Origin of the sequence: Pseudoalteromonas sp. P1-7a, from assembly GCF_001401855.1 — a bacterium.
GTDB lineage: Bacteria > Pseudomonadota > Gammaproteobacteria > Enterobacterales > Alteromonadaceae > Pseudoalteromonas.
In genome coordinates this window covers 1-24,932 of the sequence record NZ_LKDU01000039.1, presented here as the reverse complement: position 1 = coordinate 24,932, position 24,932 = coordinate 1, and the positions used below count along the sequence as shown (strand labels likewise).

Annotated in this window: 18 protein-coding genes and 1 tRNA gene; 14 read left to right on the top strand and 5 right to left on the bottom strand. The window is 40.9% G+C overall.

The genetic code is table 11. The annotated features are described in order from the left end of the window. Nucleotides 1-9: 9 nt before the first annotated feature. The 12 genes from accB to AN389_RS17750 all read left to right on the top strand — a co-directional run bounded on the left by accB (nt 10) and on the right by AN389_RS17750 (nt 12,760). Nucleotides 10-477 (top strand): acetyl-CoA carboxylase biotin carboxyl carrier protein, encoded by a 468-nt coding sequence (accB, locus tag AN389_RS17805; RefSeq protein WP_055014656.1) that lies wholly within the window; start codon nt 10-12, stop codon nt 475-477. Nucleotides 478-502: 25 nt separating this feature from the next. Further along, on the top strand, nt 503-1,843 hold the full coding sequence (gene accC, locus AN389_RS17800) for an acetyl-CoA carboxylase biotin carboxylase subunit (RefSeq protein ID WP_055014657.1): 1,341 nt from the start codon (nt 503-505) through the stop codon (nt 1,841-1,843). Nucleotides 1,844-1,968: 125 nt separating this feature from the next. Then, nucleotides 1,969-2,448 (top strand): tRNA (adenosine(37)-N6)-threonylcarbamoyltransferase complex ATPase subunit type 1 TsaE, encoded by a 480-nt coding sequence (gene tsaE, locus AN389_RS17795; protein ID WP_055014658.1) that lies wholly within the window; start codon nt 1,969-1,971, stop codon nt 2,446-2,448. 63 nt (nt 2,449-2,511) lie between these two features. Next, the gene (locus tag AN389_RS17790) at nt 2,512-3,855 is read left to right on the top strand and encodes an N-acetylmuramoyl-L-alanine amidase (protein ID WP_055014659.1); all 1,344 of its coding nucleotides are present in this window, start codon (nt 2,512-2,514) and stop codon (nt 3,853-3,855) included. A gap of 34 nt (nt 3,856-3,889) precedes the next feature. Continuing rightward, on the top strand, nt 3,890-5,752 hold the full coding sequence (gene mutL / locus AN389_RS17785; protein WP_055017950.1) for a DNA mismatch repair endonuclease MutL: 1,863 nt from the start codon (nt 3,890-3,892) through the stop codon (nt 5,750-5,752). Nucleotides 5,753-5,762: 10 nt separating this feature from the next. Beyond that, on the top strand, nt 5,763-6,680 hold the full coding sequence (miaA, locus tag AN389_RS17780) for a tRNA (adenosine(37)-N6)-dimethylallyltransferase MiaA (protein WP_082422697.1): 918 nt from the start codon (nt 5,763-5,765) through the stop codon (nt 6,678-6,680). Nucleotides 6,681-6,757: 77 nt separating this feature from the next. After that, entirely contained in the window at nt 6,758-7,021 is a 264-nt protein-coding gene (gene hfq, locus AN389_RS17775; RefSeq protein ID WP_004587665.1) for an RNA chaperone Hfq, read from the top strand. 15 nt (nt 7,022-7,036) lie between these two features. Beyond that, nucleotides 7,037-8,326, top strand: coding sequence for a ribosome rescue GTPase HflX (gene hflX, locus AN389_RS17770; protein ID WP_055014662.1), 1,290 nt, complete (start codon nt 7,037-7,039; stop codon nt 8,324-8,326). A gap of 100 nt (nt 8,327-8,426) precedes the next feature. Further along, nucleotides 8,427-9,599 carry an FtsH protease activity modulator HflK gene (gene hflK, locus AN389_RS17765; RefSeq protein WP_055014663.1) on the top strand — a complete coding sequence of 391 codons (1,173 nt, stop codon included), beginning with the start codon at nt 8,427-8,429 and terminating at the stop codon, nt 9,597-9,599. A 5-nt stretch (nt 9,600-9,604) separates the two neighbouring features. Beyond that, nucleotides 9,605-10,483: a protease modulator HflC gene (gene hflC, locus AN389_RS17760; RefSeq protein ID WP_004587662.1), complete on the top strand. Its 879-nt coding sequence runs from the start codon at nt 9,605-9,607 to the stop codon at nt 10,481-10,483. A gap of 214 nt (nt 10,484-10,697) precedes the next feature. Further along, nucleotides 10,698-12,011 (top strand): adenylosuccinate synthase, encoded by a 1,314-nt coding sequence (locus tag AN389_RS17755; RefSeq protein ID WP_055014664.1) that lies wholly within the window; start codon nt 10,698-10,700, stop codon nt 12,009-12,011. Nucleotides 12,012-12,121: 110 nt separating this feature from the next. After that, nucleotides 12,122-12,760 (top strand): tetratricopeptide repeat protein, encoded by a 639-nt coding sequence (locus AN389_RS17750; RefSeq protein WP_055014757.1) that lies wholly within the window; start codon nt 12,122-12,124, stop codon nt 12,758-12,760. Between the two features lie 81 nt (nt 12,761-12,841). Here the strand turns inward: AN389_RS17750 and AN389_RS17745 are convergent, their stop codons facing one another. Continuing rightward, a complete protein-coding gene (locus AN389_RS17745) occupies nt 12,842-14,692 on the bottom strand; it encodes a sodium:proton antiporter (RefSeq protein ID WP_055014665.1) in 1,851 nt (616 codons plus the stop codon). Nucleotides 14,693-15,539: 847 nt separating this feature from the next. Between AN389_RS17745 and proB the strand changes: the two genes are divergently transcribed. Both proB and AN389_RS17735 read left to right on the top strand, forming a co-directional pair. Further along, complete coding sequence (gene proB / locus AN389_RS17740) at nt 15,540-16,646, top strand: glutamate 5-kinase (RefSeq protein WP_055014666.1); 1,107 nt, start codon at nt 15,540-15,542, stop codon at nt 16,644-16,646. Beyond that, a complete protein-coding gene (locus AN389_RS17735; RefSeq protein ID WP_055014667.1) occupies nt 16,643-17,890 on the top strand; it encodes a glutamate-5-semialdehyde dehydrogenase in 1,248 nt (415 codons plus the stop codon). Before proB ends, AN389_RS17735 begins: the two co-directional genes overlap by 4 nt. A 44-nt stretch (nt 17,891-17,934) precedes the next feature. On the opposite strand, the gene AN389_RS17730 is transcribed toward AN389_RS17735, so the two are convergent. The 4 genes from AN389_RS17730 to AN389_RS17715 form a co-directional block, all read right to left on the bottom strand. Then, a complete protein-coding gene (locus AN389_RS17730) occupies nt 17,935-20,160 on the bottom strand; it encodes an EAL domain-containing protein (protein WP_055020365.1) in 2,226 nt (741 codons plus the stop codon). Between the two features lie 57 nt (nt 20,161-20,217). Then, nucleotides 20,218-23,436 carry a hybrid sensor histidine kinase/response regulator gene (locus tag AN389_RS17725; protein WP_055020364.1) on the bottom strand — a complete coding sequence of 1,073 codons (3,219 nt, stop codon included), beginning with the start codon at nt 23,434-23,436 and terminating at the stop codon, nt 20,218-20,220. Further along, entirely contained in the window at nt 23,436-24,698 is a 1,263-nt protein-coding gene (locus AN389_RS17720) for a PotD/PotF family extracellular solute-binding protein (protein ID WP_055017947.1), read from the bottom strand. The genes AN389_RS17725 and AN389_RS17720 overlap by 1 nt, the downstream gene beginning before the upstream one ends. A 154-nt stretch (nt 24,699-24,852) precedes the next feature. Continuing rightward, nucleotides 24,853-24,928: transfer RNA gene (locus tag AN389_RS17715), tRNA-Ala, on the bottom strand. Between the last annotated feature and the right edge of the window lie 4 nt (nt 24,929-24,932).

Genomic DNA, 24,932 nt, shown 5'->3' with positions numbered 1-24,932 from the left:
GGGTCGTTCATGGATATTCGCAAGATCAAAAAGCTAATCGAATTAGTAGAAGAATCAGGCATTGCTGAGCTAGAAATCACTGAAGGTGAAGAGTCAGTACGTATTAACCGTAACAACATGAGCGCAGGTCCTGCTTACGCTCAGTACGCACCACAGCAATTTGCTGCTCCAGCGCCTGCTGCACCAACACAAGCTCCAGCTGCGCCAGCCGTTGAAGCCGATGCTACACCTGCAGCGCCTGCAGGCCATCAAGTTAAATCACCTATGGTTGGTTCATTTTACTCAGCGGCTTCGCCAGAAGCGCCAGCATACGTAGAAGTAGGTTCTCAGGTAAAAGTAGGTGATACATTATGTATCGTTGAAGCAATGAAAATGATGAACCAAATTGAGTCAGATAAAGCCGGTACAGTGACAGCTATTTTAGTTGAAAATGGCGAACCAGTAGAATTTGATCAACCTCTATTCATCATTGAATAATTTAGTAACCTAAAGGCCAACTCTTATGTTAGATAAAGTAGTCATTGCAAACCGAGGTGAAATAGCACTTCGCGTATTGCGCGCCTGCAAAGAGCTTGGGATCAAAACGGTTGCTGTGCATTCAACGGCGGATCGCGATCTTAAGCACGTATTACTTGCAGATGAAACCATTTGTATCGGTAGACCTCCAGCCTCTGAAAGTTACTTAGATATCCCGCGTATTATTGCGGCTGCTGAAGTAACAGACGCTGTAGCTATTCACCCAGGATATGGTTTTCTTTCAGAAAATGCAGATTTTGCAGACCAAGTTGAGCAAAGTGGTTTTGTATTTATTGGTCCAAAAGGCGACACTATTCGTCTTATGGGCGATAAAGTATCGGCAATCAATGCAATGCGCAAAGCCGGTGTACCTTGTGTACCTGGTTCTGATGGTCCAGTATCGGATGACAAAGAACGCAACATGCAAATAGCTAAGCGCATTGGTTACCCGGTAATTATTAAAGCCGCTGGTGGCGGTGGTGGCCGTGGTATGCGTGTAGTACGTAGCGAAGCTGAATTGATTGATTCAATCGCGCTTACTCAACAAGAAGCAAAACAGTTCTTTGGTAATAGCATGGTTTACATGGAAAAATTCCTTGAAAACCCTCGCCATATTGAAATTCAGGTACTTGCAGATGGACAAGGTAATGCTGTCCATTTAGGTGAGCGTGACTGTTCTATGCAACGTCGCCACCAAAAAGTAGTTGAAGAAGCGCCTGCGCCAGGTATAACGGCAGAAGTGCGTAAATTTATTGGTGAGCGCTGTACACGTGCATGTATCGAAATTGGTTACCGTGGTGCGGGTACGTTTGAGTTTTTATACGAAAACGGCGAATTTTACTTCATTGAAATGAACACGCGTATTCAAGTTGAGCACCCAGTGACAGAAATGGTAAGCGGTGTTGACTTAATAAAAGAGCAGCTAAAAATTGCTGCAGGGCAACCGCTGTCTTTCACGCAAGATGACGTAGTTATCCGCGGGCATGCAATTGAGTGTCGTATTAACGCAGAAGATCCTGAAACGTTTATCCCGTCGCCTGGTAAAATTACGCGTTTTCACCCTGCAGGTGGCTTAGGCATTCGTTGGGATAGCCATATTTATGCTGACTATACAGTGCCTCCACATTACGATTCGATGGTTGGTAAACTTATTACTTACGGTGAAAACCGTGATGTAGCAATTGCCCGTGCTCGTAATGCGTTGAACGAATTGGTTATCGATGGCATTAAGACAAATACGCCATTACATAAGAAAATTCTCGCAGACGAAAACTTCCAAAGTGGTGGTACAAATATTCACTACCTTGAGAAAAAACTAGGGCTATAAAGCCACAGTTAATTAAAACCGGCTTAGGCCGGTTTTTTTATGCCTAAAACGCCAATTTATCGCCTTCAAGAAATATTCTGGTATGATTAGCAAAGATGCGCTTTTAGTAAATTTTTGAGGTAACCATGACGCGTAGTTTTAAAGCTCACCTACATAATGAAACTGCCACAGTAGCTATGGGTAACAAACTGGCTGCTATTATAGAGCAAGGTGCAGTGATCTATTTGCACGGTGATTTAGGTGCAGGTAAAACAACATTTACGCGTGGTGTAGTTCAAGGCTTTGGACACTCAGGTAAGGTTAAAAGCCCAACTTACACGCTGGTAGAGCCATACGAACTGGTACGTGCAAATGTGTATCACTTTGACTTGTACCGGTTAGGCGATCCTGAAGAACTTGAATACATGGGTATAAGAGATTACTTTTCTGAGCAGGCTATTTGTGTTGTAGAGTGGCCAGAAAAAGGCGGCGACTTTATACCCGTTCCCGATTTAGATATTACCTTAAGTTATGTTGGTGATGAGCGTAAAATTGCAATAAACAGTGCTAGTGAGCGTGGAGTAGCAATTGTTGAAAAACTCAATAGCCTAAACCTTGGTGAATAAATTAATAGTGGATCAATGTATTCACTTTCATAACAATAAATAGTTAAGGCAATGGTAGTTAAAATGAATCGAGGTGTAGTTAAACTTTTTATTTGTTTCATAGCTTTCGCTATGAGCCTGCCGCTGTGGGCACAAAATACAATTAATAGTGTACGGGTATGGCCCTCACCAGATAGCACTCGGGTGGTATTTGATTTAGATGACAAGCCCGATTTCAGCTACTTTATGCTTAAAAACCCAAGCCGTTTAGTGGTAGACCTTGTAAACACCAAAGGGTTAAAAGTATTACCGAATATTCCTTCTAAGCATAAAATTGTTAGCAAATTACGTTACTCTAAGCCTAAAAATAAGCAAAGCGTACGTTTTGTTTTTGAGCTAACTGCGCCTATTAAGCCGGTTATTTTCGCGCTGGCACCTACTGGCCCGTACAAAAACAGGCTAGTTGTGGATTTATATAATAAAAGTGAACCCGCAGTAAGCACTACACCTGCCCAAAAAGCAGCTAAAAAGCGCCAGTTAAGCCAAGAGCGTGATATTGTTATTGCAATTGATGCGGGCCACGGTGGAGAAGATCCAGGGTCTATTGGTCCCTCAGGCACGTATGAAAAAACCATTACGTTGCAAATAGCTAAACGTTTAGAGCGTATGATTGACGGCGAACGTGGCATGATTTCGCGCATGGTAAGAAGTGGCGATTACTTTGTTAAGCTTAATACCCGCACCAGCCGAGCACGCCAGAAAAAAGCCGACTTTTTAGTGTCAATTCATGCCGATGCCTTTACCAGCCCAGGGCCTAACGGTGCTTCGGTGTGGGTTTTATCACTGGGTCGCGCTAATTCTGAGATTGGTAAATGGATAGAAGATAAAGAAAAACACTCAGAGCTTTTAGGTGGTGCAGCCGATGTAATTAAAGATGCCGCTAACGAAAAATACCTTGCGCAGGCCCTGCTTGATATGTCGATGGACCACTCAATGAAAACAGGGCTTAGTGTGGCCGAAGAAGTGGTCAAAGAGCTAAAAAAAGTAGCCAAATTACATAAAAAAGATCCACAACATGCAAGTCTTGCTGTATTAAAGTCGCCAGATATTCCATCTATTTTGGTAGAAACAGGGTTTATTTCTAATCCCCGTGAAGAGCGTATGTTAAAAAGCGCTAACCACCAAGAACGCTTAGCAAAAGCCATGTTTACGTCTATAAAAAATTATTACTTAAAAAACCCACCTGATGATTCGTTATTTGCAAAGCTTAAATCGCAGTATCCAACAAAGCATAAAGTTCGCCCAGGTGAATCGCTAAGCTTATTAGCGAGTCGCTATGGCGTATCGGTAGCCAAATTAAAACAAGTTAATCAACTACGCTCAAACACCTTGTTCATAGGTCAAGAGCTGGACATACCGCAGAGTTGATGCTTATTAAACCTGTACACGTATTAGGGGCCTTATGAGTATTGAAATATTACCTGCACGACTCGCTAACCAAATAGCGGCAGGTGAAGTGGTTGAACGCCCAGCTTCAGTGGTTAAAGAACTGGTCGAAAATAGCTTAGATGCGGGCGCTACGCGTGTGCAAATAGATATAGAGCGTGGTGGTCACAAGCTTATTCGTATTCGTGATAATGGCTCAGGTATTGGTAAAGATGAGTTAACGCTAGCGCTTTCACGCCATGCAACAAGTAAACTTAAATCGCTTGATGATTTAGAAAACATTTGCTCTTTAGGTTTTAGAGGTGAAGCGCTTGCCTCTATTAGTTCGGTATCGCGTTTAACGCTTTGCTCAAAGCCCAAAGCACAAGATGCCGCATGGCAAGCGTTTGCACAGGGCCGCGATATGGATGTGCAAGTAAAGCCCGTAGCTCACCCAGATGGCACAACAATAGAAGTTAAAGATTTATTTTTTAACACCCCAGCAAGGCGTAAGTTTTTACGCACCGAAAAAACCGAATTTAGCCATATAGATGAGCTGATAAAACGTATTGCACTGAGTCGTTTTGATGTGTCGATTACACTGACGCATAACCAAAAGGTGGTTAGGCAGTATCGTGCTAAAACCGATCCTGATCAAGCTATTACTCGGGTTGCGCAAGTTGCAGGTAAAGCGTTTGCCGAGCAAGGATTACATATTCAATCTGGTGAAAGTGGTTTACAGCTGCATGGTTGGGTATTACCGGTGGGGTCAGCAAATACCACGCAATATACCTATGTAAATAACCGCATGATGCGCGATAAGCTAATTTTACACGCTATTCGTCAGGCGTTTGAAGAAGTAAGTGGCGCGCAAGAGCTTCCTGGTTTTGTTATTTATATTGATATTGACCCACGACAGGTAGATGTAAATGTTCATCCCGCTAAGCACGAGGTGCGTTTTCATCAAGGCCGGTTAGTGCACGATTTTATATTGCAGGCGATTAAGCAAGTAGTTGTGCCTTTACAAGGTGAATTCGCAACTAATCAAGCGCCCACAGACGATTACCAATCCTCAGCATTTATTGAGCAGCCAAGTCATGTAGCTAATAATCAGACAGTTCAGCAAGGGTATGATTACCCCAAGTCACCGTTGCAGCCAATAGATTCACAAAGTAGTGGTTTTTCTAGTCGTCCTTCCTCTAATCTTATGGGCTCAGGCGGAGCCAGTGCAGGGAGGGCTTCTCAGTCTAAACAAAGTGCTTCAAGTTATCACGATGTCAATGCATTTTATCAAGGGGTAAGTGAACAACAAGCAGCACATTTTGATCATAGTATACCCTCGCAGCTGATAACTGATGAGAGCGCTACACACACATTTAAAAGTGTGCAGGTATTAAATGTAAATAAAGGTGTGTGTGTATTTACTCAACAGCGACAATTATTTTGCGCGCACTATAAGCATGCACTTGTAGATTATTGGCATGGCCAAATAAAAGAGCTGGGTAATTTAGAGGGCAAAGCCTTGTTATTACCAGTAAGGGTTAACCTTGAAAAAGCTGACTGTGAACTAATCGCTCAGCAACAGTCGTGGTTTACCTTATTGGGCTTTGAGTTAGTTATTGAAAAACAGTTTGTGATGGTTAAAAAGCTACCGACTTGTTTATATTTACTCGATGTTTCTGCTGCAATTGAAAGCCTACTTGGCGCATGTAAAGCGCAGCTAGAGGACTTACAAGCATGGCTGTCATGGCAACTTAGTTGCGTACCAGAACGCTTTTATGAAAGTAATGCGTTTATTGAATTACAAATTAGCTTACAAAATAATCCGCAAACAATTGAACGTTTAAAAGAAAAAGCAGTTAAAATAGATCTAGAACACTATTTAACGCAATTAAATTAAGGTACCCGTGTTGAGCAATTTACCGGTCATATTTTTAATGGGCCCAACCGCAGCTGGTAAAACAGCATTGGCAATTTCACTGTGTGAGCACTTAAATACGGAAATAATCAGCGTTGATTCAGCGTTAGTGTATAAAGGTATGGACATAGGTACGGCAAAGCCCGATGCAGAGGAACTTGCGCGTGCTCCGCATCACCTAATAGATTTGCTCGATCCGAGTGAAACTTATTCAGTTGCTGATTTTAGACGTGATGCGATAAAAAAAATTGATGAATTTCATCAACAAGGTAAAGTACCTATATTGGTGGGCGGCACCATGATGTATTTTAAATCTTTAATTGATGGATTATCGCCACTGCCAGAGGCTTGCCCAATAGTAAGAGCAGAGCTTGAAGCGCAAGCAAAACAATTTGGCTGGCCACACTTACATCAAGAGCTTGCTAAAGTTGATCCGCAAGCGGCCGACAAAATAAGTGAAAATGATTCACAAAGAATAAATCGAGCTTTGGAAGTTTACCGTATTAGTGGTAAAACAATGACGGAATTGCAAAAGCAAAAGCAGCCAACGTTACCTTATACTTTTCATCAATTTGCGATTGCGCCTGATGATCGCAGTGAATTGCATCAGCGAATTGAAAAAAGGTTTAAAATAATGATAGAGCAGGGGTTTGAAAAAGAAGTTTCGACCCTATATCTACGTAAGGATTTACACCCCAATATGCCTTCTATTCGTTGTGTAGGTTATAGACAAATGTGGGATTACCTTGCGGGTGAAGTAGACCATGATGAGATGGTTTTTCGCGGCATTGCTGCAACGCGTCAATTGGCAAAACGCCAGCTAACGTGGTTACGGAGTTGGTCTGATGTTACGTGGTTAACAACAGGCGATGAAGAAAACTTGCAACGCGTAGTAAGTTCGCTAAGCTAGTAGTAGTTGCTAATTATTTAATTAAATAAGTTCAGCTACTTAAATTATAATAACACCTAGAACGAAGGAACAATAACATGGCAAAAGGCCAATCGTTACAAGACCCATTTTTGAATGCACTACGTCGTGAGCGCATTCCAGTATCAATCTTTTTGGTAAATGGCATAAAATTACAAGGTAAAATTCAGTCATTTGACCAATTCGTTATTTTACTTGAAAACACTGTAAACCAAATGGTGTATAAACACGCAATTTCAACAGTTGTACCTGCTCGTGCAGTCAACTTCCAAGGTGTTCAAGGGAGCGATGACACTGAAGAGCAAGAACCAGGAAATATTTAATTAGGAGCGTAATGCTTGTTTGACCGCTATGAATCCGGCGAACAGGCAGTCTTAGTTCATATCGACTTACCTAAAGATGGCGATCGTGAAGATCTTCATGAATTAGAGTTGTTGGTATCTTCTGCTGGTGTTAGTAGTTTGGCGGTTGTGCAAGGCAGCCGCCAAGCACCACATCCGAAACTATTCGTCGGTACCGGTAAAGCAGAAGAAATAGCTGAGATTGTCAAAATCCACAATGCAGATGTTGTCATCTTTAATCATCAATTAAGTCCGTCTCAAGAACGTAATTTAGAGCGCGTTTGCCAATGTCGTGTACTTGATAGAACAACACTTATTCTTGATATTTTTGCCCAAAGAGCCCGTACCCACGAAGGTAAGCTACAAGTAGAGCTTGCTCAGCTTAGGCATATGTCTACTCGATTAATCCGAGGATGGACTCACCTTGAGCGCCAAAAAGGGGGTATAGGTTTACGAGGCCCAGGCGAAACACAGCTTGAAACCGATAGACGTTTATTGCGCGCGCGCATTAAAAATATTCGTGCCCGATTAGCCAAAGTGGCTGTACAACGTGAGCAAGGTAGACGTGCGCGTACGCGTAACGAAATTCCTACCGTGTCACTTGTAGGGTATACCAATGCGGGTAAATCAACCCTGTTTAACCGTATAACAGACTCAGATGTATACGCAGCGGATCAGCTTTTTGCCACGCTTGACCCAACACTACGTAAACTTGATATAGGTGATGTTGGTTCGGTTATTTTGGCCGATACAGTAGGATTTATTCGCCATTTGCCGCATGACTTAGTGGCAGCCTTTAAAGCAACGCTAACAGAAACGCGTGAAGCCGACCTTCAATTACACGTAATTGATGTTGCAGACCCGCGCAGACGTGAAAACATAGAGGAAGTACAATCGGTTTTAAAAGAGATTGAAGCCGATGAAGTACCGCAACTATTAGTATATAACAAAATTGATGCACTTGATGATGTAAGCCCACGAATTGATCGGGATGACCAAGGGCAGCCTATAAGAGTATGGTTATCTGCACAAACCGGCGAAGGGTGTGAGCTACTTAGCGAAGCAATAAGTGACCTGCTTGCTAAGAAAATGTTTAGCGATACGTTATTACTTGCTCCTCAATATGGCCGATTAAGAGCGTCCTTATTTAGCTTAAGTGCAGTCCATGAAGAGCGCTTTGATGAGCAAGGTAACTGGTTGTTAGATGTACGTTTACCTATGGTTGAGTGGAGCCGATTAATTAAAGAGTTTGGTCCTGAAATTGAGGGTTTTATCAATCGCGATTAAAAATTGGTATATAAATGTCGGTTTTTGTATGAGAAACGCGGTAGATTTGATAGATTTAACACAATTTCCTAATTTATTTAGATAACAATGGAGTATAGCTATGGCCTGGAATGAACCGGGTAATAATGGCAATGACAAAGATCCGTGGAACAATAAAGGCGGACGTGATCAAGGCCCACCTGATTTAGACGAGGTGTTCCGTAAGTTTAGCAACAAGTTAGGCGGCTTATTTGGCGGTAAAAAATCCGGCAATAATAGCGGCGGTGGACTTGGCGGAGCCGGTATTTCATTTATCCTCATTATCGCCGCAATTGTGTGGGCGTTAAGTGGTATTTATACGGTTAAAGAAGCCGAACGTGGTGTGGTATTGCAATTTGGTAAGTATGACCGTATTGCAGAGCCAGGCTTACGCTGGAAAATGACCTTTATTGAAACGGTTATTCCGGTAGATATTGAAGCTGTGCGTTCATTATCTGCATCTGGGTTTATGCTTACTGAAGATGAAAACGTAGTAAGCGTTGAGTTTGAAGTGCAATACCGTGTTATTGACCCGTATCTTTATAAGTTTAGCGTAACTAATGCTGATAATAGCTTAGAAGAGGCGCTTGATAGCGCACTACGTTACGTTGTTGGCCATGCAAAAATGGACCAAGTACTGACTAATGGCCGTGAAGTCGTTCGTCAAAATACGTGGGATGAGCTTAATAAAATCATCGAACCGTATAACTTAGGTTTAATTGTGACCGATGTGAACTTTAAAGATTCGCGTCCGCCGACTGAAGTAAAAGATGCATTTGATGACGCGATTGCCGCACAAGAAGATGAAGAGCGTTTTATCCGTGAAGCCGAAGCTTATGCACGTGAAATTGAACCGCGCGCGCGTGGTCAAGTAACACGTATGACGCAAGAGGCAGAAGGTTATCAAGAACGCATTACACTTGAAGCGCAAGGTGAAGTGGCTCGTTTTGAAAAGCTATTACCTGAATATCAAGCAGCTAAAGAAGTAACGCGTGAACGTTTATACATTGATGCAATGGAAGAAGTGCTAGGTAGTAGCTCTAAAGTCATTGTTGATGTTAAAGGCGGTAACAACATGATGTACTTACCACTTGATAAAATTATGGAAAAGCAAGGCACTGCAACACGTGTAGCTTTACCAAGCTCAAGTGATATTCAAGATTTACGTAACAAAGTAAATACATCACGTAACAGCACTGTGAACAGCGGTAACGACCGTTTTAACAGCGATCGCTTTAACAATAACGGGAGATAAGCGTCATGAAAAACTTTAGTTTAGTCATACTATTAGCTGCCATTGTTATGTCTTTCTCTGCGGTATTTGTAGTACCTGAAGGGCAAAAAGCAATCGTGTTGCTATTTAGCAAGGTTGAAAAAGACAGTGAAGACAAAGCGGTTGTATACAGCCCAGGCCTTCATTTAAAAGTACCATTTTTTAGCCAAGTACGTCGTATTGATGCACGTATTCAAACGCTAGATGGCACGCCAGACCGCTTTGTGACAAGCGAGAAAAAAGACTTAATTGTTGATTCGTTTGTTAAATGGCGCGTAAACGACTTTAGCGCATTTTACCTTCGTGCTCGTGGTGATAAGCAATATGCTGAAACACTACTAAAGCAAAAAGTTAATAATGGTCTGCGTACTAACTTTGGTACGCGTACTATTCGCGAGATTGTATCAGGTGAGCGTAGTGAGCTAATGGAAGAGGCATTAGTACAAGCTTCTGAAAGTGCGCGCGAGTTAGGTATTGAAGTACTTGACGTGCGTGTTAAGCAAATTAACTTACCACAAGAAGTGAGCAGCTCTATTTACCAACGTATGCGCGCTGAGCGTACTGCTGTTGCAAAAGAGCATCGCTCGGAAGGCCAAGAAAAAGCAGAAACAATTCGTGCTAATGTTGACCGCCGAGTAACGGTCATGCTCGCTGATGCGGAGCGTAATGCGCGCTCAGTACGTGGTCAAGGTGATGCAGAAGCTGCTGCTATTTATGCTAAAGCATACAACAAAGATCCAGAGTTCTTTGGTTTTGTTCGTTCTTTAGAGGCGTATAAAAAGACCTTTAAAGATAAGCAAGATGTGATGGTGCTTTCACCTGACAGCGACTTCTTTAAATATATGAAAGGCGCTGCAGCGCAATAAGCGATGCCTTAATCATTTAAAGCTATAAAGCCCCGCCTATGCGGGGCTTTTTGTTAAGTATAATTTGAAAGTTTAAATGGCTGTTATATATGTGGTTATTTAAAAAGTATGATGGCCTAAAAAATACGCGCAGAAAAAATAAGCTGAACAGGGGTGATCTTTACTTTAGTTTTCTGGTAAAATCTCGTCCTAATTTTCTCGAAGTGAATTTACAATGGGTAAAAACGTTGTTGTATTAGGCACCCAATGGGGTGACGAAGGTAAGGGTAAGGTTGTTGATCTCCTTACAGACAAAGCATCTTTAGTAGTTCGATACCAAGGTGGCCACAATGCGGGTCATACTTTAGTTATTGACGGTGAAAAGACAGTTCTACACCTTATTCCATCGGGTGTATTACGTGACAATGTTAAATGTGTGATTGGTAATGGTGTGGTTTTATCACCAGAAGCGCTAATGAAAGAAATTGGCATGTTAGAAGAGCGTGGCGTACCTGTACGTGAGCGTCTTTTAATTAGTGAAGCATGTCCGTTAATTCTGCCTTTCCATGTTGCATTAGATGTAGCTCGCGAAACTGCTCGCGGCGACAAGCCAATTGGTACAACTGGCCGTGGTATCGGTCCTGCGTACGAAGATAAAGTAGCCCGTCGCGGTTTACGCGTAGGTGACTTATTCAATCCAGAATTATTCGCAGCTAAACTAAAAGAAGTACTTGAATACCATAACTTCACTTTAGTTAACTACTACAAAGTAGATGCTGTTGATTTCCAAAAAACGTTTGATGACGCAATGGCTGTTGCAGACATCTTAAAAGCAATGGTTGTTGATGTAACTGAGCTTTTAGATCAGACACGTTTAGCGGGTGAACACATTTTATTTGAAGGTGCACAAGGTACATTACTTGATATCGATCACGGTACTTACCCTTATGTAACCTCTTCTAATACCACTGCTGGTGGTGTTGCGACTGGTGCTGGCTTTGGTCCATTAAACCTTGATTACGTGCTAGGTATTATTAAAGCGTACACTACACGTGTTGGTTCTGGTCCTTTCCCTACAGAGCTTTACGATGGCCTTGAAAAACAAGATCCAGTAGGTAAGCACTTAGGCGATAAAGGTCATGAGTTTGGCGCCACAACAGGTCGTTTACGCCGTACCGGTTGGTTAGATGCAGTGGCAATGCGCCGTGCAGTTCAAATCAACAGCATCTCAGGTTTTTGTTTAACTAAGTTAGATGTGTTAGATGGTTTAGAAACACTTAAAATCTGTACTGGTTACCAGCTAGAAGATGGCACAGTGACTAATGTAACGCCATTAGCTGCTGAGGGTTACGAGAAAGTAACACCAGTATACGAAGAGATGCCGGGTTGGTCTGAAAACACAGTAGGCGTAACTAGTCTCGAAGACCTACCAAAGGCTGCGATTGACTACATCAAGCGTATCGAAGAAATCACAGGTGTACCTGTTGATATTATCTCTACCGGCCCAGATCGTGTAGAAACAATGGTACTTCGCAACCCGTTTGCTTAATTACCATTAATATAAAAAAAGCTGCTTTTGCAGCTTTTTTTATGCCTAAAATTCACCTTGGAACGATCTTTGTATATTATTTGATAAGTTTTATTATATACGTGGTAAACATGCGCCTATCTACCTGTAATACTTTATTAGCGTCTTTGCTCGCTCCATTACTTTTATCTATCAGTAGCAATGTGTTAGCTGAAGAAACACCCGCTGCGGTGCCGCTTTATACCGAGCCGGAGCTAATCGCACTAATAAACAAAAATACACATTTACAGCGTGTGAAGGCAGATGATTGCCAGTTAGTGCAAGATATAGAGGCAAGGGCCAATAAAATGGCACTGCCTTCTTACCAATTTTTATATGGTGATATGCTGGCTTATAACGTGTGTGTTGAACGCAATGTAGAGTTAGGTGTGTACTACATGCGTAAAGCGGCTGAGCAAGGCCTAGCGGCTGCGCTAGAGCAGCTTGGGCGTTATTACGACACTGGCCGCTTAGTACAGCAAGATAAAGCTATGGCCATTACCTATTTACGGGAGGCTTCAGCTCAAGGAAACCTAAAAGCGCAGCTAAGGTTGGTTAAGCTTTTTAATTCAGGCTATGGAAGCCCACGTGACTTTGAAGATGCGTACCGCTGGTTATTTAATACCACGGTAGCAGATAAAGCCACCCATAAAAAAATTGAGCGTGCACTTAAGTTACTAGCGCAAAAAATGCCAGATAGTGTTGTGGCCCGCGCCCGGTTACCCATGTAAGTGCCAAATAATACTCACCATTTTTTTAAAATAAAAAGCCCTAATGATTAATTAGGGCTTTTGTCTAATAACTATAAGTGGCTAGCTTTCTTCTTTGCCTTTTGATTTAGCTGGGTCTTTTAACACTGACATTTTTGGGGGCTGAAGTGCAAATATACGCTCTCCCTCTTGCGGTGGCTTTTCCATATTACTGGTAAATGGGCGAAGCTTAACTGGCGTATCTTCGTCGTTGTCTTTATCACCTTTTAAAATAAACAGTGGGATCGCTTCAGGGTTCATCTCTTGGTATTTCTCCCAATCAAACTCTTCTGAAATACGTGTAGCGCTTACTTTGCCACCTTTAGCGATAATGCTGCTTAAGCGAGCGTATGAACCATCTTCACCAAACAAAATTTGCCTAGATAGGAATGTTGCACTGTCTTTGTTCGCTTTTGCATGCGAGGTAGATGAGCGCAATGAAAATACATTTTTTTCATTTAATAAATGAGAAAAATATTGTACACCAAGCGCATTATGGTGGCGGTTAGGTGAAAGCGCTAATACCGTTCTTATTGTTGTGAGCGGTAAGTAACGCTCAGCATGCTCTGACTGTGGGTTACCGTAATAACAAGCAAGGCCATCCATACGCGCCATTTTGCAGTTCTCCCATGCGGGGTCTGATAAGTGAACTGGAATACTTTGCTCTTGCAAGCCTTTACCAATAGCGCGCGATACATGGTTCGCACCAATAATCAGAATAGTGTTTGGGGAAGGCTGGCGCACACCTAATAGCTTAGCAACCGGAATAGCGGTTAAGCTTTGGAGCACCACAGTAATAATAATAACAGTGAATATTAACGGCACCATTTTTTCAGCATCAGCTACGCCTGCTTCCATCATGCTTAATGCAAACACCGACCCAACCGCGGCAGCAACTATACCTCTTGGGGCTATCCATGATAGCACCAGGCGTGACTTCATTGGTAAGTCAGTACCAAAAGTAGATATAGCAATACACAATGGGCGCGCTATAAATAACACCACGGCTAAAAATATAAATACGTCGCTATCTAACATCATCAAGTCAGAAAGCTGCAGGCGTGCAGCAAGTAAAATAAACAGTGATGATATTAAAATCATCGATAAGTCTTCTTTAAACTCCAATACAGAATCGATTTCTAAATCGTTTTGATTGGCAAGCCAAATACCAAATACGGTAACCGCCAACAATCCTGACTCGTGGCTTAAATGATTAGAGACCGAAAAACTAATAAGTACTAATGCAAGTATGCCAAACTTATGGAGTTCAAAGGGGAGCCATTCACGGCGCATAAGTTGTGTGGTGATCCACCCAGCAACAATACCTATAGACAGCCCAACGCCGACTGTTTTAACAAGTGCAACAATAGTATGGCTAAGTACTTCTCCTTGGCCTACTAGCATAACTGCTTCAAATACAAGTACAGCAAAAAGGGCACCGATTGGGTCAATCACAATGCCTTCCCACCGTAATATCCGATCAATATCTTGAGTTGGGCGCATCGAATTAAGTAAAGGGGCAATTACTGTGGGGCCTGTTACAACGAGTACGGCCCCCAATACAGCAGCAACTCGCCAGTTGAGTTCGAGTAGCCAATAGGCACTTAAGCTTATCACCACACAAGTGGTGATCATGCCAATAGAGCACAGGTTACGAACGACCTTACTTATGCCTTTTAATTCTCTGAAGTGCAAAGTGAGAGCGCCTTCAAATAAAATCACAGCAACACTCAATGACACCACAGGAAATAACAAATCGCCAAGTAAAGCATCTGGGTCTAATACACCACTAAACGGTCCTAGCAATAAACCGGTAAGCAATAAGAACAAGATAGCGGGTACTTTAAATGCCCACGCTACCCATTGGGCAAGCACTGAACAAAGTGCGATACCGGCTATATAAATTGCTGACATAAATTAAGAATTCCTTATTTATCACAATATGAAAAGTATAACTTTTGTTAAATATTAATACAGGGGTATACACGTGAAATGTTTAATTTGCTAATAAAATATTGGCGCTTAATACAAAAATTGTAGGTTAAACTTATTGATTTATTTATAAAAAAATGAATAAAAGCGTGAAAATAAATATAAGTGATTGATTTTAAGTGACTAATTAATATTATGCTAGGGGTGGGTATACATTAGAGTGATTTTTAGCCTTGATTTTGTCTATCGAAATATCGTATTATATTTAGAGTTCAAACAATTAGTCATCTAATTATAATTTTCAAGACCGCGTTAAATATTAATACTAACGTCATATTTGGTCTGTAATAATAGTAATGTATACTGTTATTAGCGTTAAATTAGTAGCTATTGTATTTTTGAATATCTTGGTATGGTTTTTTCAAGCATGTTTATTTAAGTAATTAAGTAAATAAATGTTTGAGTTGAACTATTACTTTCAATGTTTAGCTCCCATCGTGGCGGCTAAATCTCGGTCCTTGAGTCATCACCCTATCTGTTGGTGTATCTGACTTTAGAGGCTCTATGTATGTTGTTAACAAAAAAGCCACACACAGCTTTTTACAGCGATACATAAACAACACTTTTTATCTTTATATTTAATAGGCCTCCATTCATTTTGGTTGGTGCTGTTTCATGTCTTTACAAACCTAAAAGCAATTTTAGGTCGTGTGTTGGCGTGCGTTTAAAAAGTGTATGAAAACCTATTCGAAATTGCGTGCTATTTACGCAATTACCTAATTTTAGTTCACACAGTGTGAATGTAGATAAAATGGAAAGTTGAGATTTTATGCAAAAGTTAAATTGGCGTCGTATTGTTTTAAAAGTTGGTAGTGCATTAATCGCGCCTGATCAAGATGGGTGCCGCTCACGCTATTTATTAACCATTGCGCAATTTATTGTTCGCTGCCGCGCTCGAGGTATTGAGGTGATTTTAGTATCTTCAGGTTCTGTCGCTGCAGGCTCACACTTATTCCCATCTGACATTCCACGTTCAGTTGTCATGAAAAAAGCGATGGCAGCGGCAGGGCAAACCGAAATGATGGCTATGTGGGATCGCTTTTTTGATTTTCCATCAGCGCAATTATTATTAACGCACGGTGACTTACGTGACCGTGAGCGCTATGAAAGTATTCGTGAAACTATTTTTACCTTGCTAGAACATGGTGTTCTACCCATTATTAATGAAAATGATGCTGTAACAACCGATGACTTAAAAGTGGGCGACAACGATAACTTATCAGCCATGGTCGCAGCGGCTGCAGATGCTGACGCATTAATGATTTTTTCAGATGTGGACGGGCTATATGACAAAAACCCAAATTTACATGAAGACGCAGTTTTACTGCCTGAAATAAAATCAATTGATGAGTCTATTTACGCTATGGCAGGATGTGCTACTAGCGCAGTGGGCACCGGCGGTATGAAGACCAAAATCGAAGCTGCAGAGAAAGCGACTTCTCACGGTATTGCTACATACATTATTAATGGTTTTAAAGAAGAGACCTTTAATAGGTTGTTGGATGGAGATAACCCCGGTAGTGTCTTTCTTCCTTATGAAAAACCAATGCAAGAAGCTGTGCACTGGATGACGCATACAGCGAATGAGCAAGGTGAAGTGGTCGTAGATGGCTCATTCGATGAGTCTCTTGAAGGTGAAAACGGTTGCATACGTGGCGACGAAATAATGGAAGTTCATGGTGAGTTTGCCATTGGCGATACCATTTTAGTTAGAAGCGAGGATGGCACACGTTTAGCAAAAGCCACCGCAAATTATAGTAGTTGCTTGTTAAGCTTTATTGCTGATAACGAGCAAAGTGAATTTAGTGAAAAAATGCAGGATTCTATTGGTCCTGTTATTTCAGAAAAAGATATCGCATTATTGGAGAAGTCATGAGTTTGATTACGGATATTTCACGCCAAGCAGCAAAAGCGGCAAATACACTTGCTTTACTCGACACCGAGACTAAAAACCAAGTGTTAACAGAGATGGCGGCAGCACTGCGCGCAGAAAAAGCATTTATAATTAAAGAAAACGAAAGTGATTTAAGCGCAGCACGCGATAACAACTTAGCCGCTTCAATGATTGACCGCCTAACGCTTAACGAAGAGCGTATTGAAGCCATGGCTGAAGGTATTGAAGTTATCGTAAGTTTAGATGATCCCGTCGGTCAGCTACGCGATATTACAGAGCGCCCAAATGGCATTAAAATTCGTAAAATGCGTGTACCATTAGGTGTTGTATGCATGATTTACGAAGCGCGCCCTAACGTAACTGCGGATGCAGGGGCATTGTGTTTTAAATCGGGTAACGGTGTTATTTTACGCGGTGGTAAAGAAGCCCTTAAAAGCTCACAAGCCATTGCGAGCGTAATGCATGGAGTACTGGAAAAACATAACTTACCTAAAGCGCTGATCTCAGTTATTCCTGACCCAGACCGTGCTTTGCTTATGGAGCTAATGCAGCAACGTGACACCATAGACTTAATCATTCCACGTGGTGGCGAAGGGTTAATTAACTTTGTAACTGAAAACAGTACTATTCCAGTTATTCAGCACTTTAAAGGTGTGTGTCATTTATACGTAGATAAAGACGCCGACCTAGAGGTGGCGCTTAACTTACTATTAAACGGTAAAACACAGCGTACAGGCGTATGTAATGCGCTTGAAGGGCTTGTGGTTCATCAAGACGTCGCTGACGAATTTTTAAATTTATGTGCCGTTGTATTGCGCCAAGAAGGCGTGAAAATTAATGCAGATGAGCAAGCGGCAAAATATTTCGATAATGCAACAGTTCTCGCCGACAACGAATTTGGTGAAGAATACTTAGATTTAGAAATTGCTATTCGTGTAGTACCAAGTTTTAGTGCTGCTGTGGATCATATTGCACAGTTTGGTTCAAACCACACTGAGGTTATTTGTACTAAAAACGACACCGCGGCTGAGCTTTTCCAACGCAGTGTTGATGCATCGGTAGTGATGGTAAATGCTTCATCGCGTTTTTCAGATGGCTCGCAATTGGGGTTAGGTGCCGAAATTGGTATAGCTACAACTAAGCTACATGCTTATGGCCCTATGGGTCTTGAGTCACTTACCACTGAAAAGTATTTAGTTAATGGTGAAGGCCAAGTGCGTGATTAACGACAATTAAAGAAAAAAACGCCGATTGTTAAATCGGCGTTTTTTTATGCATTTTGTACAGTGTGACTTAGCTTCTCTAACCAATCTTTTAATGGTTCAGGCCGATGCAGATGGTACCCTTGTAAGATAACTTCCGGATACTCTTGTAATAAGTCAAAGTGCGATTGATTCTCGACCCCCTCCGCAACGACCTCTAACTGAAATAACCTGCCAAGGCTGACAATCATATCAATAATTAATTTATCGTTGTTATCAGTGGGGGCTTCGAGTACAAATGAGCGATCTATTTTAAGTTCATGAATGGGTAGCTGCTTTAAATACGTTAAACTTGAGTAGCCAGTACCAAAGTCATCTATCGATACGCGTACGCCCAGCTTTTTAAGGCAGTGTACGGCTTCAATGGCGGCTTCCATGTGATTTAGTAGCGTCCCTTCTATAATTTCTATAGTCAGTTGCTGAGGATTAATATCAACACGTTTAATTTGCTCGCTTATAAAGTTTAAAAAACGCGCTTCATGAAAGTGCCGGCCGCTTATATTAACCGAAATATTTAAACTTGGATGGTTATATTTCAGCTTGGTAAGTAAGTTAAGCGCATGGGTAGTAACCCAGCAATCCAGCTCAAAAATAACATCTGATTCTTCGGCTATTGATATAAACTCACAGGGGCTTATAAACCCTTTTTGAGGGTGTTCCCAGCGCAACAGAACTTCAGCGCCTTTTAATGTTTGCTTGCTATCAAATTGTGACTGTAAAAATATAGATAGCTCATTTTGAGGGATGGCTTTTCTTAAATCTTGCTCAATCTCAAAGCGTCGTTTAGCTTGCTCACCAAATGTGGTATCAAAAAATGTAACTCTGTTTCCGCCTTTTTCTTTGGCTTTATAACAGGCAGCTTCACAATTTCTGATAGTTTCAATCGCACTTTCCCAGACATCGTCACGCGGGAAAATATAAGTGCCTATACTAATTGTTAAGCTCACTTCTTGCCCATCAACGTCAAAAGGGCGGTTAACTGCGTGTAAAAGCTCTTGTGCTTTGCTCTCTGCTATTGATTGCGCACGTGTGCGTCCAACACCTTTATCTACACTGCATAAGGCTGCAAATTCATCACTGCCTAAGCGTGCAATAATATCTTTTTTATCTAAACTGGCATGAATACGCTGAGCAAGCTCCTTTAAAATATTATCTCCTGCTAAAAGCCCTAAACCATCATTAATGGAGTGAAAGCTGTCGATATCGATAATATAAATATAGGCACACGTTTTATCGTTACTGCAATCTTGTAACTGTTGCTCTAATTGTTTCAAAAAGCCATTACGATTAGGTAGCTTAGTAAGCTCATCGTGCCACGTTAAATAATCTATTCGTTCCTGTGTTACTTTCACGCTGGAGATATCACTAAATACACCAATGTAATGTATATTGGCGTCTTGTTCGCTTTTAACCATACTAAGTGTTAAAAGCTCAGGGTAGAGTTCCCCATTTTTTCGTCGTGTTACAAGCTCGCCGCTCCAGTAACCTGCTTCGTTTGCGTGTTTCCACACTTCATCAAAGCTAATACTTGGGTGGTTATTTTGCTTAATATCTTTTAAGTCCATTTCCAGTGATTCAGCTTCGCAATAGCCTGTAATTCTACAAAAAGATGGATTAACAGCAATAATCTTCCCTTCGCTATTAGTGATAACAACACCATCGGCCGTACTAGTAAGGGCTTGATAAAATAATTTTTGTTTAGATGAGAGTTGCTTAAGCTCTTCTTCACGCTGACTTAACTCTTTTGCAAGGGCCTCTATTTCTAATAATTTATCGTGCAAATCAAAGTTTTTTTCTATAAGTCTGTCTAACATGCCTTGCGCAGTAATGTGTGTGCGTATACGTGCTCTAACCAAAGCTAACTTATAAGGCTTATGGATATAGTCAATAGCTCCCATGGCAAAGCCTTTCTCTTCAGATTCTTCTTCTGTAAGAGCAGTAACAAAAATGATAGGGATGCCTTTGGTGTTTTGCTTTGCCTTAAGTATTTTACATACTTCATAACCGTCCATGCCCGGCATCATAATATCGAGTAAAATTAAATCAGGGCGGGTGGACTCTATAAATACAAGCGCTTGCTCACCGCTTGTTGAAATGCGTACATCGTAGTCTGCAAGTAGGCCTTCCACTAGTACATGTAGGTTGCTAGGTTCATCATCAACTATGAGAATCAAAGGTTTTCGCTGTTGATTTACTACCGGTTTATTATTGCTAGCAAGAAAGGTTGAATGCACACTAAATCCTTATTCTTTAATTACTCATTAAAGTTAGTTTATAGTTGCCATAATTGTCTAGTTTTTATAGTTATTTCTGTACTTATCAATCAGTTTAATTACTAAAGCGTAGTTAAAGTTATCAATTGCCTCTTTTAGCTTAAATAATGGATGAGAATGCTCGAATTTTTGAAGCTCAACTGCTCTAATTAATTTACTAGGAATAGGACGAGCAGATAACGCTAAAGAATATACCTCATCAATTAATGTATCTGGGCTTTGTTCTAAATTAATTGCGCCGGCCTGCTGGTTATACGTATTGGTTACTTGCAACTGTTTAATGGCATAAAGTGCTAAGGTCAGTTGTTCATTAAAAGCGCTAAAATCAGGGTGAGTGTTATTTATCAGCTCTAATTCAATTTTTTTGGCACTTTGCTCAAGTCGCTCTAACCCTAGTGTGCCAGCAAGGCCTTTTAAATTATGCATTTCCCTAACTAATGCTTCATGCTCATTATTTTTTAAATGCTTTAAGATTGTTTCCATAAAGTGGCTATAGTCACTGTCAAATTTAGAAAAGATTGAATTGATGAGTTCATTATTATCTTCAAGGTTATCCTTTGCTACAGCGAGATTTAATGTACTCAGCGTTTGGGCCTTTTTTAAATGTTTTTCTACGGTATTGCAAAGCAGGCCAAATAACAGCGGCTTCACTAAAAAGTCGTCCATGCCTGCTCTTATAGCGGCTTTTTTATCATTAGGTAATACAGCTGCCGTAACTGCAACGATTGGAAGCGTATAACCTCTTTGGCGTAGTATACGTGTGGCTTCTAAACCATCCATAACAGGCATTTGAATGTCCATAAATATAATATCAATTGCACTTTCTTCTACTTTTATTAGGGCCTCTTCACCGTTATTTGCAGAGATAACGGTCATATTCATTTTAGTTAACAGTGCTTCAAGAATCTCTTGGTTTACAGAGTTATCATCTACAGTAAGTGCAGTATAACCAGTATATTGTGGGTAAGACTCTCCCTCTTTAAGCTGCGTTGTTTCGGGCAATAATAAACGCATTAACTGTGACTCAGTATCGGTATTGCCTATTGTTAAAATATCAATATGGTCGCTATCGGGGATTGATTGTGGGTGTTCTTGATCGCTAATAAGTAGAATAAGCAGTAACTTATGTTTATTTTTTTGTTTTTGTAAGTACAGTTGCTGCAAAATAAAATTATCTTTTAGCTCTTTATGCGGCAACGACATAATAACAATATTAAAAGGGTTACTGGGTTGAGACATTTTTGCAATTGCACGCAACGGCTCTTGGGTAATTTCTGCCGTAATATCGGCGTTGCTTAACAACGCGGTGAGTGATTTTATTTGCTCATTATCGGGGCTAATAAGTAGCGCATGTTTTTTAAGTGCTTCTTTATTGGTCATTTTAAATGGGAGTGTAAAGTAAAACTCACTGCCTAGCTGTGGTGTACTGCGTACTTGTATTTCGCCACCTAGCAACTTAGTAAGCTGCTTACAAATGGTTAAGCCTAGCCCTGTTCCCCCATATTTGCGTGTTGTACTAGAGTCGCCTTGGTAGAACGAGTCAAAAATGGATGCTGTTTGCTCTGGGGTCATGCCTATGCCAGTGTCTTTAATACCAAAGCGCAATTGAATTTGCTGTTCATTTTGTGTGGTGGCTTCAATCGTTACTGTTACTTCACCGCGCTCTGTAAATTTAATTGCATTACCTACACAGTTATTAATAATTTGACTTAAATGCAGCGGATCACCCATCAGCTCTAGCCCTGCATCAACATGTAATACAAAATTAAGGCGCAACCCTTTTTGTTTAGCGTTCACCGAGAATAAATTTTTTACATTAGACACCACGGTATGCAAAGTGAAAGGGATTGATTCAAGTTTGACTTTATCAGACTCAAGTTTAGAAAAATCGAGCACGTTATTTAGAATTTGCAGAAGGTTTTGGGCACTTGAAAAGGCTTTATCGGCGTAGTGTTTTTGCTTGGGTGGCAGGGCGCTGCTTTGTAAAAGCTGTAGCATGCCTAAAATACCATTCATGGGCGTACGTAGCTCATGGCTCATATTAGCAACAAAGTCGCTTTTCGCTTGGTTGGCATTTTTTGCTTGAGTGATGGCCAGTGTAAGCTCTTTATTCATTGATTCCATTTTTGAATTAAGCGCTTGCGTTTCTGCTAGTAGCTCTTTTGTTTGCTTATTTTTTAAATACAGCGCATTGGCCGCGGTAATAACAGAGTTAATTTCATTTTGATGGTGTGTATTACTATTAAGTGTAACTTGTTTTTCATTACTCATATCTTTTAGCAGCTTGGTTAACTGTGCGATAGGCTTAATGACGGAGTTAAAAATAAAAAAGGTGATTATCGTAATTATGACGGAGATTAAAGCCGCAAATAGATTTCCCATCTCTGTACTTTTGAGTACGTGCTCTCTCAGCTGCTGCTCTGTTTGGGTGAGCTTTTGTTTCTCAATAGCTCTGATTTTTTCGGCTAGGTAAAGGAGCTCGTTTTCTATTCCAGTTAAAACTACATTTATAGAAAACGTATAACTGCGCGTTAATATAACTAATTGGCTATATGCTTGCTCAAGCTCGTCAGTATTATTAAATTGGATAGTATTAGCGGTTTCAATGCGCGCAAGCAGGGTGTTTAAGTGTGCTAGGTTATCTTGCACATTTTTTGCTTCATCATAATTTGGCTTGTGTAAATAGTTGTTTGCTGCCTGTTCTATATTGCTAATAGTTAAAAGGATATTCACTATTATTGTCTGTTTGTTACCAAGCGTGCTTTTCTCCAGCTTATTAAGTTGCGCTTTTAGTGTGTCAATAGGCTGCTTAAACTGTGAAAGGTACAACTGCTCTCGCTTAGTTCTGTTAACGACCACCCGGTTAAACGTATCTTGGTAATTATTTAAATACTCGTTGAGGCGCTTAATGTTGCTTTGATAGCTTTCATCATATTCTTCTATATGTTTACTAAGCCTGCCTAAATCCATTTTTGCATCGTTATAGTGCATATTAAACTTATCAATAGTATTGCTATTAGCATGATCTAAATAAGCTATGGCTTGGCTTTGCAAAGAAATCACATCGTTTTCTAAGCGGGTGACAGCTTCACTTTGTAATAATGCTTTGTGCTGCGCGTTTTGTAGCTCAAAAAGCGACTTTTGCGAATAATTGAATAAGTAACTTTGCAAAATTAATAAGGTAATTAAAACGCATAAGGCAATTATTATTTTAGATTTTATTGAGCGGGTTATCATTATCTGCTTATTAACTCATACCATTTTTGTAAGCTGTAATCGTAAGTAGGCATAACGCTATTCCAAACAGCTACATTGCTTAAACGTTTTAAATAGCTACCGCCATTTCGCTGCTCACCGGCCTTTACTGCGACCTGTTTCTGGGTGTTTAGCAAGTTAACCGAAGTGGGCTTTCCTAAGTACCAGTAATCCCATTCGCTTGGTGAAAGCATTGCTTTTGAGCGCTGCGGGTTACTAATGTAATATCCTTGGCGAGCAATAAATGCGCCCGCCCACCCCGAAAGCCACCAGTTCATGTAATCGTATGCGGCATCTTTTTGGTTATTATTAACCTGTGATGATAAGCACATGACCCCATGCCAGCCTCGGTAGCCCTCTTTTGGGGCGGCAAATCGTACGTTAATATTTTGACTATTTAGTGAGGCAACAGCAGGAGAAAACATACTTTCAATATGCACGCGTTGGCTTTTCATAAATTCAATAGACTCTGGCACCGAGTTCCAATAACCCGCAAAATGCCCCTGTCGTTTATAGTCAATTAAAATACTAAATAAACGGTCAAGCTCAGAGCGAGTAATCGCACCAATATCTTTAAATGTTATCAATCCTTTGCTTTGTGCTGCCAAAGCCAGGTCAAACAAGCCTATTGTGGGTGCATTTACAATGCCGACTTTGCCTCGGTGCGCATCATCCAGTAGCCAGCCCCAGCTTTCAGTTTCATAAGCAATACCAGGCTTAATCATGGCAGTGTTATAGCCAAAAGAGTCAACATTATGTACATAAGGTAAAAAGCTAATATGATCGCTTTCGTTTGCACTTAGTGTGCCATTCTCTTGTACATTGAGTAGTTTATAAGGGGCGTCGCCTGCGCCCAATTTGGCCTCGGGAGTGAGTTTACCCGTTTTAGTCAGAGAATTTATTTCATTAAAGTAGGTTAGTCGCTTTTTTTCTATGGCTTGAATCGTCCCTGCTCGCCACAGTACATTAATACTGTTTGACCACTGTTCGTATAAATCAAAGGAGCTAGGGTCCATGGAGGCTTTTTGTAATACGGCAGCGCTACCTGCAGGGGAAAACTCTATATTTATACCCAAATCAAGCATTGCTTGTTTACGAATAGCCTCTTGCAGCGTGACATGCGTTCCTAACACTCTTAAGGTTATTTTTTTTCTGGCAAACACATAAGGTACATGGGTAACCACGCCCGCAGTTAAACCAATGACAGCAAGCTTTTTTAACGTGGTGCGTTTAGGTATATCCATTGTTTAAGCCAAAAGTATGAACGCTACAGATGAGATAATTTATAGACAACAAAGACTAAACAAACAAGGAATGAGCAAATATAAAAATGAGAGTGTAAAAAATAATAGAATAATAAGATGATTAAAAATAGGAAATAATAGAAGAGTAGGAAAGTGGTGGAGCTAAGCAGGATCGAACTGCTGACCTCCTGCGTGCAAGGCAGGCGCTCTCCCAGCTGAGCTATAGCCCCACAT

What these genes read in the sequence shown, in the direction of transcription:
- AN389_RS17790 (WP_055014659.1), top strand. Translation starts at nt 2,512, where the DNA reads ATGAATCGAGGTGTAGTTAAACTTTTTATTTGTTTCATAGCTTTCGCT.
- AN389_RS17725 (WP_055020364.1), bottom strand. Translation starts at nt 23,436, where the DNA reads ATGATAACCCGCTCAATAAAATCTAAAATAATAATTGCCTTATGCGTT.
- AN389_RS17745 (WP_055014665.1), bottom strand. Translation starts at nt 14,692, where the DNA reads ATGTCAGCAATTTATATAGCCGGTATCGCACTTTGTTCAGTGCTTGCC.
- hflK (WP_055014663.1), top strand. Translation starts at nt 8,427, where the DNA reads ATGGCCTGGAATGAACCGGGTAATAATGGCAATGACAAAGATCCGTGG.
- AN389_RS17735 (WP_055014667.1), top strand. Translation starts at nt 16,643, where the DNA reads ATGAGTTTGATTACGGATATTTCACGCCAAGCAGCAAAAGCGGCAAAT.
- accB (WP_055014656.1), top strand. Translation starts at nt 10, where the DNA reads ATGGATATTCGCAAGATCAAAAAGCTAATCGAATTAGTAGAAGAATCA.
- AN389_RS17755 (WP_055014664.1), top strand. Translation starts at nt 10,698, where the DNA reads ATGGGTAAAAACGTTGTTGTATTAGGCACCCAATGGGGTGACGAAGGT.
- accC (WP_055014657.1), top strand. Translation starts at nt 503, where the DNA reads ATGTTAGATAAAGTAGTCATTGCAAACCGAGGTGAAATAGCACTTCGC.
- hflC (WP_004587662.1), top strand. Translation starts at nt 9,605, where the DNA reads ATGAAAAACTTTAGTTTAGTCATACTATTAGCTGCCATTGTTATGTCT.
- AN389_RS17750 (WP_055014757.1), top strand. Translation starts at nt 12,122, where the DNA reads ATGCGCCTATCTACCTGTAATACTTTATTAGCGTCTTTGCTCGCTCCA.
- mutL (WP_055017950.1), top strand. Translation starts at nt 3,890, where the DNA reads ATGAGTATTGAAATATTACCTGCACGACTCGCTAACCAAATAGCGGCA.
- tsaE (WP_055014658.1), top strand. Translation starts at nt 1,969, where the DNA reads ATGACGCGTAGTTTTAAAGCTCACCTACATAATGAAACTGCCACAGTA.
- AN389_RS17720 (WP_055017947.1), bottom strand. Translation starts at nt 24,698, where the DNA reads ATGGATATACCTAAACGCACCACGTTAAAAAAGCTTGCTGTCATTGGT.
- proB (WP_055014666.1), top strand. Translation starts at nt 15,540, where the DNA reads ATGCAAAAGTTAAATTGGCGTCGTATTGTTTTAAAAGTTGGTAGTGCA.
- hfq (WP_004587665.1), top strand. Translation starts at nt 6,758, where the DNA reads ATGGCAAAAGGCCAATCGTTACAAGACCCATTTTTGAATGCACTACGT.